This window comes from Butyrivibrio sp. TB, assembly GCF_900110805.1.
Taxonomy (GTDB): domain Bacteria; phylum Bacillota; class Clostridia; order Lachnospirales; family Lachnospiraceae; genus Butyrivibrio; species Butyrivibrio fibrisolvens_C.
In genome coordinates this window covers 110,849-126,712 of record NZ_FOER01000003.1, presented here as the reverse complement: position 1 = coordinate 126,712, position 15,864 = coordinate 110,849, and the positions used below count along the sequence as shown (strand labels likewise).

Here is a 15,864-nt window from a genome sequence, read left to right as displayed (position 1 = left end):
TGAGGCTTAAACATGATATCTCTTGATTAAGCTAGTTTTTCTGATCATAGAAGCAATAATTATGGCAAAAAAGAAGCAGAAGATGGATAGAGCAGAAGACCAACAACTGAATATCTTTGTGGAATTGGTTTTAAATGGCACATGAATGGCAAAAAAATGGCACATATTTTAATCAGTACTGTGACTATAACAAAGAACCGTATCAAAATTACTTGGCTAGAAATCTTTCTCCAAGTATTAATTTTTCTTTTGAAGAGGTAGAAATCAACGGTAAAAGAGTAGTTGCATTACTTATTCCACCGGCAACGGAAATATCCACATCATTCCGTGAAACTCGTTTTATCAGAATTGGCTCTTCAAAAAAATAATATAAAGAAATATCCAAAACGTGAGATCCAGCTTTTTAAAATTTTGGATGGGCGTATAGAAACTATAGAGACTATTCCGGCAAAATATCAGGACTTAACCTTTAACAAACTGTTTGGATATTATGGCTCAAAAGGGATAGTTCTTAAAGAAGAAACGTTTGAGAAAAACTTAAAACTTAGAAATAAAGACGGTGAGTATAATATGCTTGCCCAGCTTCTATCAGATAATTCTCATATACCGCTCAGGGTTTCAATATTTGAGGGAAAAACGAAGAGTGCGCCTTTGTTTTCTGTTCGTGAATTTGGCAATAATTGTATTCTTTATTCGCTGGATAGCTTGCTCCAGTATGGAGATGTTTTGAATATTATACAAGCGGATGAAACAGACAGAGTCGTTGAACGCAAAGAAGTACCTTTGTTTGATAACAAAGCATTTCGCGAGGCTATTATTAATGCAGTACTTCATAATTATTGGGCGTCCGGAAATGAACCGATGATTTCAGTTTATTCTGATAGAATCGAAATATTATCCAGAGGGACGTTGGCACCGGCACAGACAATGGAAGGGTTTTATCTTGGTGAGTCTGTTCCGGTTAATGAGAAATTATCGGAGATATTCTTGCAACTGCATATAAGTGAAAAGTCTGGAAGAGGAGTTCCTACCATTATTGACACATATGGCAAGGATGCTATTACCTTTAGAGAAAATTCAATTGTGGTTACGATTCCGTTTAACAGGCTTAATGAAGTTGGTAAAAAGGTTGGTAAAAAAGTTGGTAATTCCGATGTGGATAGACCCATATTAAATCCCAGAAGGCAGACAATATTACTGGAAATTGAGCAGAATCCATATATTACAAAGCATGAATTGGCGGAGAAAATAGGCATAAGCACTACTGCTATTGATAACAATATATCATATTTAAGGCAAAATGGTTTCATCGATAGAGTTGGTAAAACCAAGGGTGGTTATTGGAGAATTATTGAGGAATAACGCATGGCTGGTGGTGTACGAAAGTTGTCACTACACGTTTTTACAAATCCGTCCTGACATGGTAATATATATTCGCTGTGTCAGGACTATTTTTATGTCATAATAGATAAATGGTGCCCGGCGTGGTACTCGGTACAATAAGCTGAGATAACAAATGGCTTAAATAAAGCATTTTTAGAAGGAGATACATAGAAAATGAAACTAGGCATTGTAGGTTTACCAAACGTAGGTAAGTCAACACTTTTCAACTCACTTACAAACGCAGGAGCGCTTGCAGCAAACTACCCATTTGCAACAATTGACCCTAACGTAGGCGTTGTTGCAGTTCCGGATGAGAGGATCAAGAAGCTCGGCGAGTTATATAATACTAAGAAGGTTACACCTGCAACAATCGAATTCGTTGATATTGCCGGTCTTGTAAAGGGTGCATCTAAGGGCGAAGGTCTTGGTAACCAGTTCCTTGCCAATATCCGTGAGTGTGATGCTATTGTTCACGTTGTTAGATGCTTTGAAGATACCAATGTAGTTCACGTTGACGGATCTGTAGATCCTGTTAGAGATATAGAGACTATCAATCTTGAGCTTATTTTTGCAGATCTTGAGGTACTTGAGAGAAGGATTGCCAAGACTACCAAGACAGCTCGTATGGACAAGGAAGCTGCCAAGGAACTTGACCTTCTGAACAAGATCAAGGCCACACTTGAAGACAACAAGCTTGTTAAGGATATGGAAGATCTTAATGAGGATGAGCAGGCTCTTCTTAATACTTATGATCTTCTTACATCCAAGCCGGTTATTTTTGCAGCTAATGTTAAGGATGAAGACCTTGCAGATGATGGCGCTTCTAATAAGTATGTTCAGGCAGTAAGAGAGTGGGCAGCAGGCAATAACAGCGAAGTATTCGTGATAAGCGCTCAGATCGAGTCTGAGATTGCAGAGCTTGATGAGGATGAGAAAAAAGAATTCCTCGCTGATCTTGGTCTTACTAAGTCAGGTCTTGATAAGCTCATCGAAGCAAGCTATAGAACTCTTGGTCTTATGAGCTTCCTTACTGCAGGTGAAGATGAGTGCAGAGCCTGGACTATCAAGGTTGGCACTAAGGCTCCTCAGGCAGCAGGTAAGATTCATACTGACTTTGAGAGAGGCTTCATCAAGGCAGAGGTTATCAATTATCAGGATCTTCTCAATGAAGGATCTCTTTCTAACGCTCGTGAAAAGGGCCTTGTTCGCATGGAAGGTAAAGAGTATGTCGTTCAGGACGGCGATGTAATTCTTTTCCGTTTCAATGTATAATATACATATGATATATAGGCTGGGTAAGGCGTAGCAGCTAAGCCCGGCTATTTTTAATTAGACAGATGAAGTGATTAATTAATTGTAAGTCATCAGTTTAAGTGACGGAGGGGGATTTATGCCTAATATTATGGATGATATGTCCATTGCTTTTCCACATCTTGGGATCTACCTTAAATATGTTCCTAAGAGTTTTACAGTATTTGGTTTTAGGATTGCTATGTATGGTCTTATTATTGGTATAGGCGTGTTGTGCGGGGTATCACTTGCTGCACATATAGCTAAGAAGACAGGCCAGAATCCTGACTGGTACTGGGATCTTGCTATATACCTGCTTATCTTTTCAATAATGGGAGCAAGGCTTTACTATGTAATATTTGCTTGGGATTATTACAAAAATGATCCTATTGAGATACTCAATATAAGGAACGGCGGTCTGGCGATATATGGCGGAGTTATAGTTGGCTTTATAACACTTGCGGTATATGTTAAGGTTAAACATAAGAGTTACCGCCTTATGGCAGATACCGGTATCTTTGGCGTTATCATGGGCCAGATCATCGGCAGATGGGGCAACTTTACTAATCGTGAGGCATTTGGAGATTATACAGATTCTCTTTTTGCAATGAGACTTCCCGTATCTATGGTGAGATCTATCGAGATTACAGACAAGATGCAGGCTCACATGAGTACTGCTACTAATTACATTCAGGTTCATCCTACATTTTTGTATGAAAGCTTATGGAATGTTCTCATATTGACATTGATGCTTCTGTATATAAAGCATAAGAAATTCCACGGTGAAGTTGCTCTTCTGTATCTTGGAGGATACGGATTTGGAAGAGGGCTTATAGAGTCTCTACGTACAGATCAGCTACATCTGCCTGGTACCAGTATCCCGGTATCGCAGCTTCTGGGCTTTACGCTGTTTGCATTTGCGCTTATCACAGATATTGCAGTCAGGATCTATATGAAGAAGAATTCATATGTTATCCTTCCTTCAGATGAAGTCATAAACGAGAACGTAAGACTTGATATGGAAGCTGAGGCTGAAAACAAAGAAGATACCGAAGGTAAGGACGAGGAAGAAAACGAAGCTGAAGAAAAGCTTGAAGAAAAGCTTGAAGAAAAGCTTGAAGAAAAGCTTGAAGAAAAGCCAGAAGATAATACTGAAGACGATACTGAAACTAAGTAAGATAAAGCCTGATAAGCAACAAGCACTATACATACAAATACGAAGTATCCAAAGATCAGTCAATAGAAGATCAGCTGAATCAGAAAATTCAAAGACTCAGTGGTGAAGAAAAAGAGATTCTAAGTAAAATGTTAGATGGACTTATAAAGTAAAGGTTCCTGTAAAATGGAGCCTTTATTTTTTTGTTAAAAAAAATTAATCAGCCAAGCCCTAGTTTTTATCTGCCTTTAAACCATTTTGGAATATCACTCCACTTTCCACCACGCCATATTTTTATTGAAAAGCCTAAAAAAATGTAATAAAATGGTGGCAGGTGGAGAAAAGTGGTGGAAAAGTATTAAAAAGTGGTGAATCTTTTCCGATATAGAAAATGAAGATATAAATATTTTGTATAAGACCACAGATGTAGTTTTGAAAGAAAGTAATAGACGCTTAGGTGAGTGCTGATGTTAACTGGTGAATACAGCCATTCAATTGATGCTAAAGGGCGTCTCATCATTCCTTCCAAGATCCGCGATGAACTGGGCGAACAGTTTGCGGTCACCAAGGGACTTGATGGGTGTCTTTTGCTGTATCCGGAAGACAGCTGGGAAGCATTTACCATGAAACTGCAATCGCTACCTTCATCTAACAGCAAGAGCCGTAAGCTCCAGAGATTCTTCCTCGGCGGAGCGCTGGTTACCGAATTTGACAAGCAGGGACGTATCTTGCTTCCTGCCAACCTTCTTGATTTTGCAGGTATGCAAAAAGAAGCAGATGCAGTGATTGTAGGTGTTGGCAATCATGCAGAGATCTGGAGTAGCAGCAAGTGGGAGGAGAACAACTCCTTCGATGACATAGAAGATGTTGCTGAAGAAATGGGTAATATGGGTCTTGATTTCTAAAATGGAGGCAACGCTTGGAATTTAAGCATACATCCGTACTTCTTAATGAAGTAATCGATAATCTGAATATTAAACCGGATGGTATCTATCTGGACGGGACACTTGGAGGAGCAGGACATTCTTCTCATATTGCTGAGAAGTTGACTGCCGGCGGACATCTTTACGGAATAGATCAGGATGAGGATGCCATTAAAGCTGCGACCATGCGTCTTGAACCTTTCAAAGACAGAGTCACAATTATTAGAGACAATTATGAAAATGCTGTAGCTAGGCTCAAAGAGCTTGGTGTTACAGGTGTAGATGGTATTCTTATAGATCTTGGAGTTTCATCTTATCAGCTTGATGCTGCAGACAGGGGATTTAGTTACAAGTACGATGCTCCCCTTGATATGCGTATGGATAGAAGGCAGACACTTTCGGCCAAAGAGATCATCAATGAGTGGCCAGAGAGTGAGATATATCACATCATAAGAGACTATGGTGAGGATAAGTTTGCACGCAATATTGCTAAGCATATCTGCATCGAGAGACAGAAGAAGGAGATAGAGACAACTGGCGAGCTTGACAGGATAGTACATGAGTCAATCCCTGCCAAGATGCGTACTAAGGGAGGGAATCCCAGTAAGCGTACCTTCCAGGCTATAAGGATAGCCTGCAACAGAGAACTTGATGTTCTTCAGAACTCACTGGACGGGATGATCGATTTTCTCAATCCCGGTGGAAGATTCTGTGTTATAACCTTCCATTCTCTTGAAGACAGGATCACCAAGGTCAACTTCAAGAACAATGAAAATCCATGCACATGTCCGCCTGAGTTCCCGGTATGTGTGTGCGGCAAGAAATCTAAAGGCAAAGTAATAACAAGGAAACCTATTCTTCCTAGTCAGGAAGAACTCGATAATAATACAAGATCTGCAAGTGCAAAGCTTAGAGTCTTTGAAAAAGCAGTCACAGTAGACGAGAAATAACATGGTCATCCTAAGGGCACACCTTCGAAGGAGGCACTATTATGAACGAGAGATACAGATATGAGTACAATGCAGAATATGCAGATGGCAATACTGTTCGCAGAAGGCAGAAACAGCAAGACGAGAGATTCCGTGAAGTAAAGGGCGGCAAGGCAAGACGCAGGAAGCACATGTCTTTTGGCTATATGATCTTTCTGTGTGTAGCTATGGCTTTTGTGGCTATCGTTGCTACAGGCTATGTATCACTTAGGATGCAGATAACCAACAGTGCCAATACTATCTCTGCACTTGAAAGTCAGCTCAATGAGCTAAGACAGGAGAATGATGAGAAGTACAACAAAGCCAGCAGCAATGTTGACCTTGATGAGATCAAGCGTATAGCTATGGAAGAGTATGGCATGACATACGCTGATGAGAATCAGATCGTAACCTACTCTGATGAGGGTGGAGACGACTATGTAAGGCAGAATGAAGCAATCCCTCAGAAATAAGATTTTATGATAAAATAGTTCTTTGGAACGCCGGGCAGATGAACAGTTTGGCCGGCGTTTTTCATAGGATTATTTGCTCGTGACATGAGGCTAAGTCTATAAAAAGTATTTGGGGACACAATGAAAGATAAGAAAGAACAGCGCTTTACCTGGCGCATGAAGAAAAAACTTAGGGTCATGTTTGTATGCATGATGCTGATATTCGCGATATTATCAGCTAGGCTTGTATCTATAACAAGAAATAACGGAGCTGATTATGAGAAACAAGTCCTGTCGCAGCAGGAATATGACTCTGTGACGCTTCCTTACAGAAGAGGCGAGATACTTGACAAGAATGGCACAGTTCTTGCCATGAGCCAGAAAGTCTATAATGTCATCTTAGATACAAGAGTATTATTAGAAAAAAAGGATGCGGTAGAACCAACGATCAAAGCCATAGTAGCTCAGTTTGGTGACTATATAGATGAATCGACACTTAGAACTTACATAAGCAATAACCCAAGTTCTGCATACTACATAATCGCTAAAGAACTTCAGTATGATCAGATAGCACCTTTTCAGGCTTATATGACTCCGGGAAGCGGAGATTACAATGCCAATATTCAGGGAGTATGGTTTGAGGATTCTTATATAAGATATTATCCCAATGGGTCACTTGCCTGTGACATAGTCGGTTTTACCACCAAAGACAATCAGGGACAATACGGTCTTGAAGAGTATTACAATGATGAACTCAACGGAACCTATGGCCGTGAGTACGGATATCTGGATGAAGAGAGTACCCTTGAGCGTACTACTATAGCTGCTGTAGATGGAAATAGTATAGTTACTACTATAGATGGTAATATCCAGAGTATAGTTGAGAAGTACCTTCAGGAGTTCAATGATACTTATAAAGATTCTTATCATGAAGGTAATGCTGCGGAGAATGTTGGCTGCATTGTTATGGATGTTAACTCGGGAGAGATTCTTGCTATGGCAAGCTATCCGAATTTTGACCTTAACAATACCAGAGATTCTTCCAAACTCCTTGGCATGAGAATGGTAGATGAGCTTGGCAACAAAGTGGATCTTGAATCTGAGACAGGTGGTTATATCAATGAGACCAACCTTGCCAATATGTCAAGTGAACTTCTTCTTGCCAATTACAATGCGCTTTGGAGAAACTTCTGTATATCAAATACCTATGAGCCCGGATCTGTATTTAAACCGTTTACAGTTGCGGCTGCTCTTGACAATGGAAGCATAACAGGCAATGAAGTATATCAGTGCAACGGAAGCCTTGAGATAGGCGGTCATGATATCAGATGTCATAACAGATATGGCGACGGTCAGGTTTCTGTAGGAAGATCTATTGAGATCTCCTGTAACGTAGCGCTCATGCAGATAGGTCAGAGTTTGGGCTCTGCAACTTTTGCAGGATATCAGCATACGTTTGGTTTTGGACTTAAGACCAATGTCGATCTTGCTGGTGAAGCCAGAACTGCAGGACTTGTATATACAGCAGATACCATGGGACCGACAGAACTTGCTACAGGTACATTCGGTCAGGGCTTTAACGTCACTATGATTGAGACTATAGCCGGATTTGCTTCTCTTATAAATGGCGGATATTATTATCAGCCTCACTTTGTAAGTAAGATTGTATCTCCTAGCGGAGCTACAGTTAAGACTATAGAACCCAGGATCATAAGACAGACGATTTCAGAGACAGTCTCTGACAAGATAGTCAGTTACTGTAATCTGGTTGTTGCGGGTGAGGAAGGTACAGGTAAGACTGCAAGACCGGCCGGATATATGATAGGCGGTAAGACAGGTACAGCCGAGACTATCCCGCGAGATAAGACCAATTATGTAGTATCTTTTATGGGATATGCTCCTGCAGATGACCCGGAGATAGCTATCTATGTAGTTGTAGACAGGCCTAATGCTCAGTTTCAGGCTGATGCTAAGTTTGCAACAAGAATTGTAAGGAAGGTCCTTACTGAGGTTCTTCCGTATCTTCACTATCCTATGACAGAACCTGTGACAGAAGAGGAGCAGGCCGAGCTTGATGCTCTTAATTTAAGCGGCTATTCAGTACAAAGTCAGGATGACACAGCTACTTATGACTCTATAGAAGATGGCAATGCATCAGGCCAGTCAGGCGATACCAATGTGGACGATCTTGATGAATCACAGATTGGCTCAGAGGGCGTGCCTATGGATGATGGAACTGCGCAAGACGGTACTGATACACAAGAGGACGGCGAAGCAGGTGATGGCAGTAGCGATGCTTCTGAAGAAGGAAGCACTAGAATCTGGGAGACATTTGACGTTGACCCTGAGACGGGGTATTATATTGACCCGAATACAGGTGAACTTATCGATCCTGAAACAGGTGATGTTGTTGGAGGCGGAGAGTCATCTCTTCCTGATACAACAGCCAATACACCGGCAGAAGGCGACGGACCGTGATCATATAGTAAGATGTATGGCTTTAGAGAAGCTGCTTATGTGGGATGCATTTAGTGTATATGTGTTTGGGAATCTACACTGTATTTAATAGTAATGTATGGAGATGTTGTTATGTCTAATGAAGTATTGTTAAAGTATATCGCTGCGCCTATCATTATCGGGTGGATACTGGCTCTTATAGCCGGTAAGATCATCATCCCGATCCTTAAGAATCTTGGCATTAAGGATTCTGAGAGAGAAGAGGGTCTTGAATCTCATAAGAAAAAAGCAGGAACGCCTCTCATGGGAGGTATCATATTCCTTCTTCCGATGCTGATAGTTACTATTCCATATGCCGTTAAGACTCCTAAGCTGTGGGCAGTTGTCATACTTACAATAGGTTTTTATATCGTAGGCTTTATCGACGATTATATCAAAGTTGTAATGCACAGGAATCTCGGTCTTCGCGTATGGCAGAAGCTCCTTTTGCAGTTCATCGTGATGGTAGTATTTGTTGTTTTTGTTAATACTGCATTTGATGATTTCTACAATATGTACATCCCTTTTTGGGGAAAAGAAATTAATCTATCATGGTTTAATATTCCGTTCCTTTTCCTTGTAGCACTTGCTACAACCAACGGAACCAACTTTACGGACGGAGTAGACGGTCTGTGCGGATCTGTTACAGCTGTTGTTGCGACATTCTTCGTGATAGTTGCAGCTATGTCTACTGTAGAGCTTGCTCCGGTAAGCGCAGCTCTTCTTGGAGGACTTCTTGGATATCTTTACTACAATGTATATCCGGGTAAAGTATATATGGGAGATGGCGGATCACTTGCGATTGGCGGATATGTAGTAGCAGTAAGTTATCTTACAGGTCTTACACTCTGGATCCCTATCGTAGGTATCATCTATGCTGTAGAAGTTATATCTGTTGTAATGCAGGTTGGATATTTTAAGCTCACTCATGGTAAGAGAATATTCAGAATGGCACCTATTCATCATCACTTCGAAAAGGGCGGCTGGTCTGAGACAAGAGTTGTTAATGCGTTCACTACAGTTACGATCATCGCAGGTATTATAGGACTTCTTGCAATAAGCAGATAATCTGAGATCATGTATCTGCAGTGAGCTTTGATGGAAGATAATACGTAAGTGTGTATATAGTGATCTGATATTGCAGATAGAGTATGATCGCATGGTTATACACAATAATGAGCTATATAGCCATTATAGAATAATGTTTTTATAAGTATATTTTGTCTTTGGACGGAGGATTTACAAATGGATTTAAAGGATAAGAAGGTCTTGGTCATAGGAACGGGACTGTCCGGAATAGGTTCTGCGCACCTTCTGTGCGGAGCAGGAGCATGGCCTGTTCTACTTGATGAGAATGAGAAAGTTAATGAAGCAGATGTAAGAGCCAAGCTCGAGCAGGATGCTGATAATGTTAAGATCGTTATAGGAAGGCTTCCTCAGGAACTTGCAGATGAGATTGCGCTTGTGGTGCCAAGTCCTGCTGTACCGCTTGATACAGATACCATCATGTATTTTAAGAACAAAAATATCCCTGTATGGAGCGAGATAGAGCTTGCATATAATTTTGCTAAAGGAAAACTTATAGCTATAACAGGAACCAATGGTAAGACAACTACTACAACTCTTGTGGGTGAGATCATGAAGGCTCACTTTAATGATGTATATGTAGTAGGTAATATAGGTCATTCATATGCACTTGAAGCACAGAAGATGACTGATGAGAGTGTAACTGTTGCCGAGATCAGCTCTTTCCAGCTTGAAGCTGTTGAGAATTTCCATGCAGATGTATCAGCAATCCTTAATATCACTCCTGATCATCTTAACAGGCATCATACTATGGACAACTATGCAAAGTGCAAGGAGAATGTCACCTACAATGCTACTAAAGCAGATACCTGTGTGCTTAACTATGACAATGAGTATACAAGGGAATTTGCTGATAGGTGCCCTGCCAAGGTGGTTTTTTTCTCATCACATGAAAAGCTTGAAAAGGGCTTCTATCTTGACGGTGAAGAGATATATCTTGCCGGTGAAGGTGACAATGTCCGTATCATGAATATCCATGATATGAATCTTGTGGGTCTTTGCAATGTTGAGAATGTTATGGCAGCTATCGCTATCGCTATGGCAATGGATGTTCCTATGGCTACTATTCTTAGGGTAATCCATGATTTCAAGGCTGTAGAGCACAGAATAGAGTTCTCAGGTACGAAGAGAGGCGTTGACTATTACAACGATTCCAAGGGTACTAATCCGGATGCTGCTATCCAAGGTATCAAGGCTATGTCCAAGCCTACATTCCTAATAGGAGGCGGATATGACAAGGGCAGTGAATTTGATGAGTGGATAGAAGCTTTTGATGGCAAAGTCAAAGAACTTGTGCTTATCGGAGCTACAGCTGACAAGATCGATGCATGTGCCAGAAAACATGGATTTACTGCTATCCATCACGAGGATAGCTTTGATGGCGCTTTAAAATACTGTACAGAGCACGCGGTACCTGGCGATGCAGTTCTTCTGTCTCCTGCCTGTGCCAGCTGGGATATGTTCCCTAGCTATGAAGTTAGGGGCAAGATGTTCAAGAGCTATGTTAATTCTCTTTGAATACGGTAAGACGATGTAAGGATCAAAAGAAACTTTTGACACCTGCTTCAATAAAGAAAAAACCTAAGGAGGGGGATACTTATGATGGATGCGCAGGAAAGGGTAAGGGCAAGATTTAAAAAGACCTATTATGTCAACTACGGTCTCATTTTTATAGTGTTATTCCTCCTTGTATTCGGGCTTATCATGCTTCTGTCGACTAGCTCATATGAAGCTAATCTTAAGTTTGGTAATGCCTGGTACTATTTTAAAAGGCAGATGATTTCTACTGCGGCAGGACTTTTGGTCATGCTTGTTGTATCTTTTTGGCCCAATTATAAGATCTACAAAAAGGTGACGATACTGGCATATGGAGGCGCCTGTGCTGCACCATTTCTTGTAAAGACGCCGCTTGCCTATTCTGCTAACGGTGCTACCAGATGGATCAAGCTCTTTGGTATATCTATCCAGCCTGCAGAGATAAGTAAGATGCTTATGATAATATTCCTTGCGGGATTTGTATCACAGCTTGGTAAGCAGGTATCAACCAGGAGAGGGTTTAGCATAACGCTTATTATGTCGCTTGTTCCTGCTTTTTTGATCTATTCGCTCACAAGAAACCTTAGTTCGGCACTTATTGTTATATGTATAGCGATAGCGATGCTCTTTGTATCCTGTCCTGACTATAAGAGATTTATACTGCTTGGCGGAGGCGCTGCCTGCGTGGCGGCACTTGCCATATATTATGCGGTATCGTCTTCTGCATCATCTGCAGATGGTCTTAACTTTAGATTTAGGCGTATTCTGGCATGGATTCATCCTGAGCAGTTCGCAAGCAGCACGAGCCATCAGACCATACAGGCTCTCTATGCAATAGGTTCCGGAGGTCTTTTTGGTAAAGGACTTGGCGAGAGTATGCAAAAACTTGGCTTTCTGCCGGAAGCTCAGAACGATATGATCTTTTCAATAATATGTGAAGAACTGGGCCTTTTTGGAGCTATAGCTATCATGATAATGTTCATGCTCCTTGTATGGAGACTTAAGCTGGTAGCAGACTCGGCTACGGATATGTTCGGAGCGCTTCTTGTTATCGGAGTACTGGCGCATGTTTCTATACAGGTGATCCTTAATATAGCAGTTGTAACTAACAGTATCCCTAATACCGGTATCACACTGCCATTTATAAGTTATGGCGGCTCCGCAGTCGTGATGCAGCTTGTGGAGATAGGGATAGCACTGAACGTATCAAGGATATCTTCTGCTGAGTATGCATAAGAAAAAGAGTGCAGGTTCCGCCGGTGTAAGGGCTGTCAACAGGAGCCAGACAGCCAGAGCAAGGAAGGCGGCAGGTAATAGTCAGACAGGAAGGACATCCAAAATTGCAAGTGGAGGTCAGTTGGCAAGAACCTCCAAGATGGCAAGTGGAGGTCAGGTAGCAAGAACCGGGAAGATATCAGGAGCCGGCCGTAGTTCAAGGATGGCAAATGATAGTTCATATCAGGTAAGCAGAAGAACGGGTGCTCCGCCAGGATATAAGAAATCCGGAGCTTCCTATGGCTATAAGAAGAAAACTTACAAAGGAAGCGGAGCAGGCAGACAGGGCAACCATAACAGAACAGGCAATTCTCTAAAATTATTGGACGATGCTCCAAGAAGATCTTATCAGGAGAAAACATATCTTGAGAGAAAGTTCGGAGACAGGCCTACTCCGGGATATGTTGATACCGAAAGACCCAAAAAGCCGAAAAAACCAAAGAAACCCAAGATATCACTATATGATATGTTGAGGCTTCACAAAAGTATCCTGATACTGGTGATGACAATTGCAGTCATAGCCCTCTTAGGAGTAGGTGTTATAGAGTATATAAGGTCTCACTACAGGGTACAGACAGTCAATGTATCTGGTAATACTTATTATAGCGATGAACAGATTCAGGATATGGTGATGAACGGTATGTTCTCTCATAACTCATTGTTTCTAGGATTCAAGTATCATGATAAGTCTATTACTGATATACCTTTTATAGAAAAGATAACAATAGATATAAAGTCTGCTGACACCATCGATATACATGTGTACGAAAAAGCGTTGGCAGGATGTATCAGTTATCTTGAAAGCTATATGTATTTTGACAGAGAAGGAATCATAGTTGAAAGCTCGTCTCAGCTTCTTGAAGGGGTTCCTGTTGTAAGAGGACTAAAATATGACAGCGTAGTTATCTTAAAACCTCTTCCTGTGGAAGATAATGAAGTTTTTGCAGAGATCCTTGATCTGACACAGTTACTGTCCAAATACAATCTACAGGCAGATCAGATGTATTTTGATTCTGTATATAATGTGTATCTTTATTTTGACAATATTGAAGTTGCTATGGGATCAAAGAAAAATATTGACGAAAAAGTGATACAATTACCTTATATCCTTCCTTCTTTGGAAGGGAAAAAGGGAACGCTTCATCTTGAAGACTATGATGAGAATACTGATTCAGTCAGATTTGAGGAAGCGACGTAGGTGGGAAAATGAAGTATTTTCTAGCTGTTAAATTACTGATAATATTAAAAAGATAGTTGCGAAATCCCCTAAAAAATCGTATGATATATAAATGGTAGGGTTTTAAAACTGGACGTGAAGGAGGAGTTGTTTTGCTGGAAATCAAGTCGAATGAGGCTGAAGCTGCGTGCAAAATCATCGTAGTCGGAGTTGGTGGTGCAGGCAACAATGCTGTTAATAGAATGGTTGACGAGAACGTTACCGGTGTCGAGTTTATCGGCATGAATACAGATAAGCAGGCTCTTCAATTATGTAAGGCACCAAAACTTCTGCAGATCGGAGAGAAGCTCACTAAAGGATTGGGAGCTGGTGCTAAACCTGAAGTTGGAGAGAAGGCTGCAGAAGAGAGCGTGGAGGATATCAACAGTGCTATCAAGGGCGCTGATATGGTATTCGTTACATGCGGAATGGGAGGCGGAACCGGAACAGGTGCTGCTCCTATAGTTGCTAAGGCAGCTAAAGATATGGGAATTCTTACGGTTGGTATTGTTACAAAGCCTTTCAGCTTTGAAGCACGTACCAGAATGCAGAATGCCCTTATGGGAATTGAAAATCTTAAGAATAACGTAGATACTCTTATTGTTATCCCGAATGATAAATTATTACAGATAGTAGACCGTCGTACATCTATGCCCGATGCTCTTAAGAAGGCTGACGAAGTCCTTCAGCAGGCTGTTCAGGGTATTACCGATCTTATCAATGTACCTGGTCTTATCAACCTTGACTTTGCTGACGTACAGACAGCTATGAAGGGCAAGGGTATCGCACATATCGGTATTGGTACAGGAACAGGCGATCACAAGGCTGCAGATGCTGTTAAGCTTGCTGTTGAAAGTCCTCTTCTTGATACTACTATTTCCGGTGCATCTGATGTTATCATCAATGTATCCGGTGATATCGGTCTTGCTGATGCATCTGATGCTGCAAGTTATGTTCAGGAACTTGCCGGTGAGAGAGCCAATATCATCTTTGGTGCTGTATATGATCAGTCTCAGTCTGATACATGCAACATCACAGTTATTGCTACAGGAATTGAAGATCGTGCTCAGACTATGAATATATCCAAAGCCGCTCCTGCAGAGAATAGACAGGCTGCTAATCAGGCATCTGTTCAGATGCAGGGTGCTGCGAGTGTGACTCCTAGACCACAGGTTTCACAGCCATTTGTAAGACCAATGCAGCCTGCATCTATACCTCAGCCAAGGCCTTTTGTTAATCCTCAGGCTATGGCACCTCAGGTACAGCCTGCTGTACAGCAGCCTACACCTGTTGAGCCTTCGGTTGAAGCAGAGGCACCTACAACATCAAGAACTTTTTTCCGCAGTGATAGCAGTGTAAGGTCTACTGTAGAACCTAAGTCGCTTAAAATTCCTGAGTTTTTACAGAAGAAATAAATATCAGCGAATCAGTTAACAATTTAAACGCTTCAGGTGCCTGCATCTGAAGCGTTTTTCGAAATTAATATCATCAAAGGGAGGACACTGTTATGAAATGCCCGTTTTGCGGTAAAGACGAAACCAGAGTAATCGATTCCCGTCCGGCTGACGACAACACATCTATAAGACGTAGACGTATTTGTGACTCCTGTGGCAAGCGTTTTACAACTTATGAAAAGGTTGAAACGATTCCAATTATCATTATTAAAAAAGACAATAACAGAGAACCATATGACAGATCTAAGATAGAAGCAGGTATTCTGAGGGCTTGTCATAAAAGACCTGTCAGTGCGGAGCAGATCACAAAGCTTGTGGACAGCGTAGAAGCAGAGATCTTCAACATGGAGAAGCGTGAGATCAAAAGCCGTGAGATTGGTGAACTTGTTATGAACAAGATGAAAGATCTTGAGCCTGTAGCTTATGTCAGATTTGCATCTGTATATCGTGAGTTCAAGGATATCAACACATTCATGGATGAGCTTAAGGATGTAATGAACAAAGAGGCCCCCGGTAAGGCTTGATAAACCTTGTATACATCTGTATAGATAAGCTTTATTGGTATTACAATGGCAACAAGATTGAGTTTAGGATTAGCACTAATACTATGATCAAAAGTATTAGTGAAG

13 protein-coding genes and 1 pseudogene are annotated in these 15,864 nt (G+C 41.2%); all 14 read left to right on the top strand.

What is annotated here, in order from left to right:
• Positions 1-134: 134 nt before the first annotated feature.
• The 14 genes and pseudogenes from BMX21_RS20005 (at position 135) to nrdR (ending at position 15,759) form a co-directional block, all read left to right on the top strand.
• Positions 135-368, top strand: coding sequence for an AlbA family DNA-binding domain-containing protein (locus BMX21_RS20005; protein WP_143057197.1), 234 nt, complete (start codon positions 135-137; stop codon positions 366-368).
• On the top strand, positions 328-1,362 hold the full coding sequence (locus tag BMX21_RS02925; protein ID WP_242952857.1) for an ATP-binding protein: 1,035 nt from the start codon (positions 328-330) through the stop codon (positions 1,360-1,362). Before BMX21_RS20005 ends, BMX21_RS02925 begins: the two co-directional genes overlap by 41 nt.
• Before the next feature lie 195 nt (positions 1,363-1,557).
• Positions 1,558-2,655: a redox-regulated ATPase YchF gene (ychF, locus tag BMX21_RS02920; protein WP_092041114.1), complete on the top strand. Its 1,098-nt coding sequence runs from the start codon at positions 1,558-1,560 to the stop codon at positions 2,653-2,655.
• Positions 2,656-2,794: 139 nt separating this feature from the next.
• A pseudogene (gene lgt, locus BMX21_RS02915) lies at positions 2,795-3,631 on the top strand (prolipoprotein diacylglyceryl transferase); the annotation flags it as partial.
• Between the two features lie 665 nt (positions 3,632-4,296).
• On the top strand, positions 4,297-4,734 hold the full coding sequence (mraZ, locus tag BMX21_RS02910) for a division/cell wall cluster transcriptional repressor MraZ (protein WP_022752670.1): 438 nt from the start codon (positions 4,297-4,299) through the stop codon (positions 4,732-4,734).
• Positions 4,735-4,748: 14 nt separating this feature from the next.
• A complete protein-coding gene (gene rsmH / locus BMX21_RS02905) occupies positions 4,749-5,702 on the top strand; it encodes a 16S rRNA (cytosine(1402)-N(4))-methyltransferase RsmH (protein WP_022752669.1) in 954 nt (317 codons plus the stop codon).
• 41 nt (positions 5,703-5,743) lie between these two features.
• The gene (locus BMX21_RS02900) at positions 5,744-6,193 is read left to right on the top strand and encodes a hypothetical protein (RefSeq protein WP_022752668.1); all 450 of its coding nucleotides are present in this window, start codon (positions 5,744-5,746) and stop codon (positions 6,191-6,193) included.
• A gap of 120 nt (positions 6,194-6,313) precedes the next feature.
• Positions 6,314-8,650 carry a penicillin-binding transpeptidase domain-containing protein gene (locus BMX21_RS02895; RefSeq protein ID WP_092041111.1) on the top strand — a complete coding sequence of 779 codons (2,337 nt, stop codon included), beginning with the start codon at positions 6,314-6,316 and terminating at the stop codon, positions 8,648-8,650.
• 111 nt (positions 8,651-8,761) lie between these two features.
• Entirely contained in the window at positions 8,762-9,736 is a 975-nt protein-coding gene (gene mraY, locus BMX21_RS02890) for a phospho-N-acetylmuramoyl-pentapeptide-transferase (protein ID WP_092041108.1), read from the top strand.
• A gap of 177 nt (positions 9,737-9,913) precedes the next feature.
• Positions 9,914-11,272: a UDP-N-acetylmuramoyl-L-alanine--D-glutamate ligase gene (murD, locus tag BMX21_RS02885; protein WP_092041105.1), complete on the top strand. Its 1,359-nt coding sequence runs from the start codon at positions 9,914-9,916 to the stop codon at positions 11,270-11,272.
• A gap of 81 nt (positions 11,273-11,353) precedes the next feature.
• Positions 11,354-12,526, top strand: a complete 1,173-nt coding sequence (locus BMX21_RS02880; RefSeq protein WP_022752664.1) for an FtsW/RodA/SpoVE family cell cycle protein — start codon at positions 11,354-11,356, stop codon at positions 12,524-12,526.
• On the top strand, positions 12,519-13,763 hold the full coding sequence (locus tag BMX21_RS02875) for a cell division protein FtsQ/DivIB (RefSeq protein WP_092041102.1): 1,245 nt from the start codon (positions 12,519-12,521) through the stop codon (positions 13,761-13,763). Before BMX21_RS02880 ends, BMX21_RS02875 begins: the two co-directional genes overlap by 8 nt.
• A gap of 131 nt (positions 13,764-13,894) precedes the next feature.
• Positions 13,895-15,196 (top strand): cell division protein FtsZ, encoded by a 1,302-nt coding sequence (ftsZ, locus tag BMX21_RS02870; protein WP_022752662.1) that lies wholly within the window; start codon positions 13,895-13,897, stop codon positions 15,194-15,196.
• 92 nt (positions 15,197-15,288) lie between these two features.
• Positions 15,289-15,759: a transcriptional regulator NrdR gene (gene nrdR / locus BMX21_RS02865; protein ID WP_022752661.1), complete on the top strand. Its 471-nt coding sequence runs from the start codon at positions 15,289-15,291 to the stop codon at positions 15,757-15,759.
• The last annotated feature ends 105 nt before the right edge of the window (positions 15,760-15,864 follow it).

Bases quoted from the DNA above. Each gene is read 5' to 3' on its own strand.
- ychF (WP_092041114.1), top strand. From the start codon at position 1,558: ATGAAACTAGGCATTGTAGGTTTACCAAACGTAGGTAAGTCAACACTT.
- BMX21_RS02875 (WP_092041102.1), top strand. From the start codon at position 12,519: ATGCATAAGAAAAAGAGTGCAGGTTCCGCCGGTGTAAGGGCTGTCAAC.
- nrdR (WP_022752661.1), top strand. From the start codon at position 15,289: ATGAAATGCCCGTTTTGCGGTAAAGACGAAACCAGAGTAATCGATTCC.
- murD (WP_092041105.1), top strand. From the start codon at position 9,914: ATGGATTTAAAGGATAAGAAGGTCTTGGTCATAGGAACGGGACTGTCC.
- BMX21_RS02880 (WP_022752664.1), top strand. From the start codon at position 11,354: ATGATGGATGCGCAGGAAAGGGTAAGGGCAAGATTTAAAAAGACCTAT.
- BMX21_RS02900 (WP_022752668.1), top strand. From the start codon at position 5,744: ATGAACGAGAGATACAGATATGAGTACAATGCAGAATATGCAGATGGC.
- mraZ (WP_022752670.1), top strand. From the start codon at position 4,297: ATGTTAACTGGTGAATACAGCCATTCAATTGATGCTAAAGGGCGTCTC.
- BMX21_RS20005 (WP_143057197.1), top strand. From the start codon at position 135: ATGGCACATGAATGGCAAAAAAATGGCACATATTTTAATCAGTACTGT.
- BMX21_RS02895 (WP_092041111.1), top strand. From the start codon at position 6,314: ATGAAAGATAAGAAAGAACAGCGCTTTACCTGGCGCATGAAGAAAAAA.
- mraY (WP_092041108.1), top strand. From the start codon at position 8,762: ATGTCTAATGAAGTATTGTTAAAGTATATCGCTGCGCCTATCATTATC.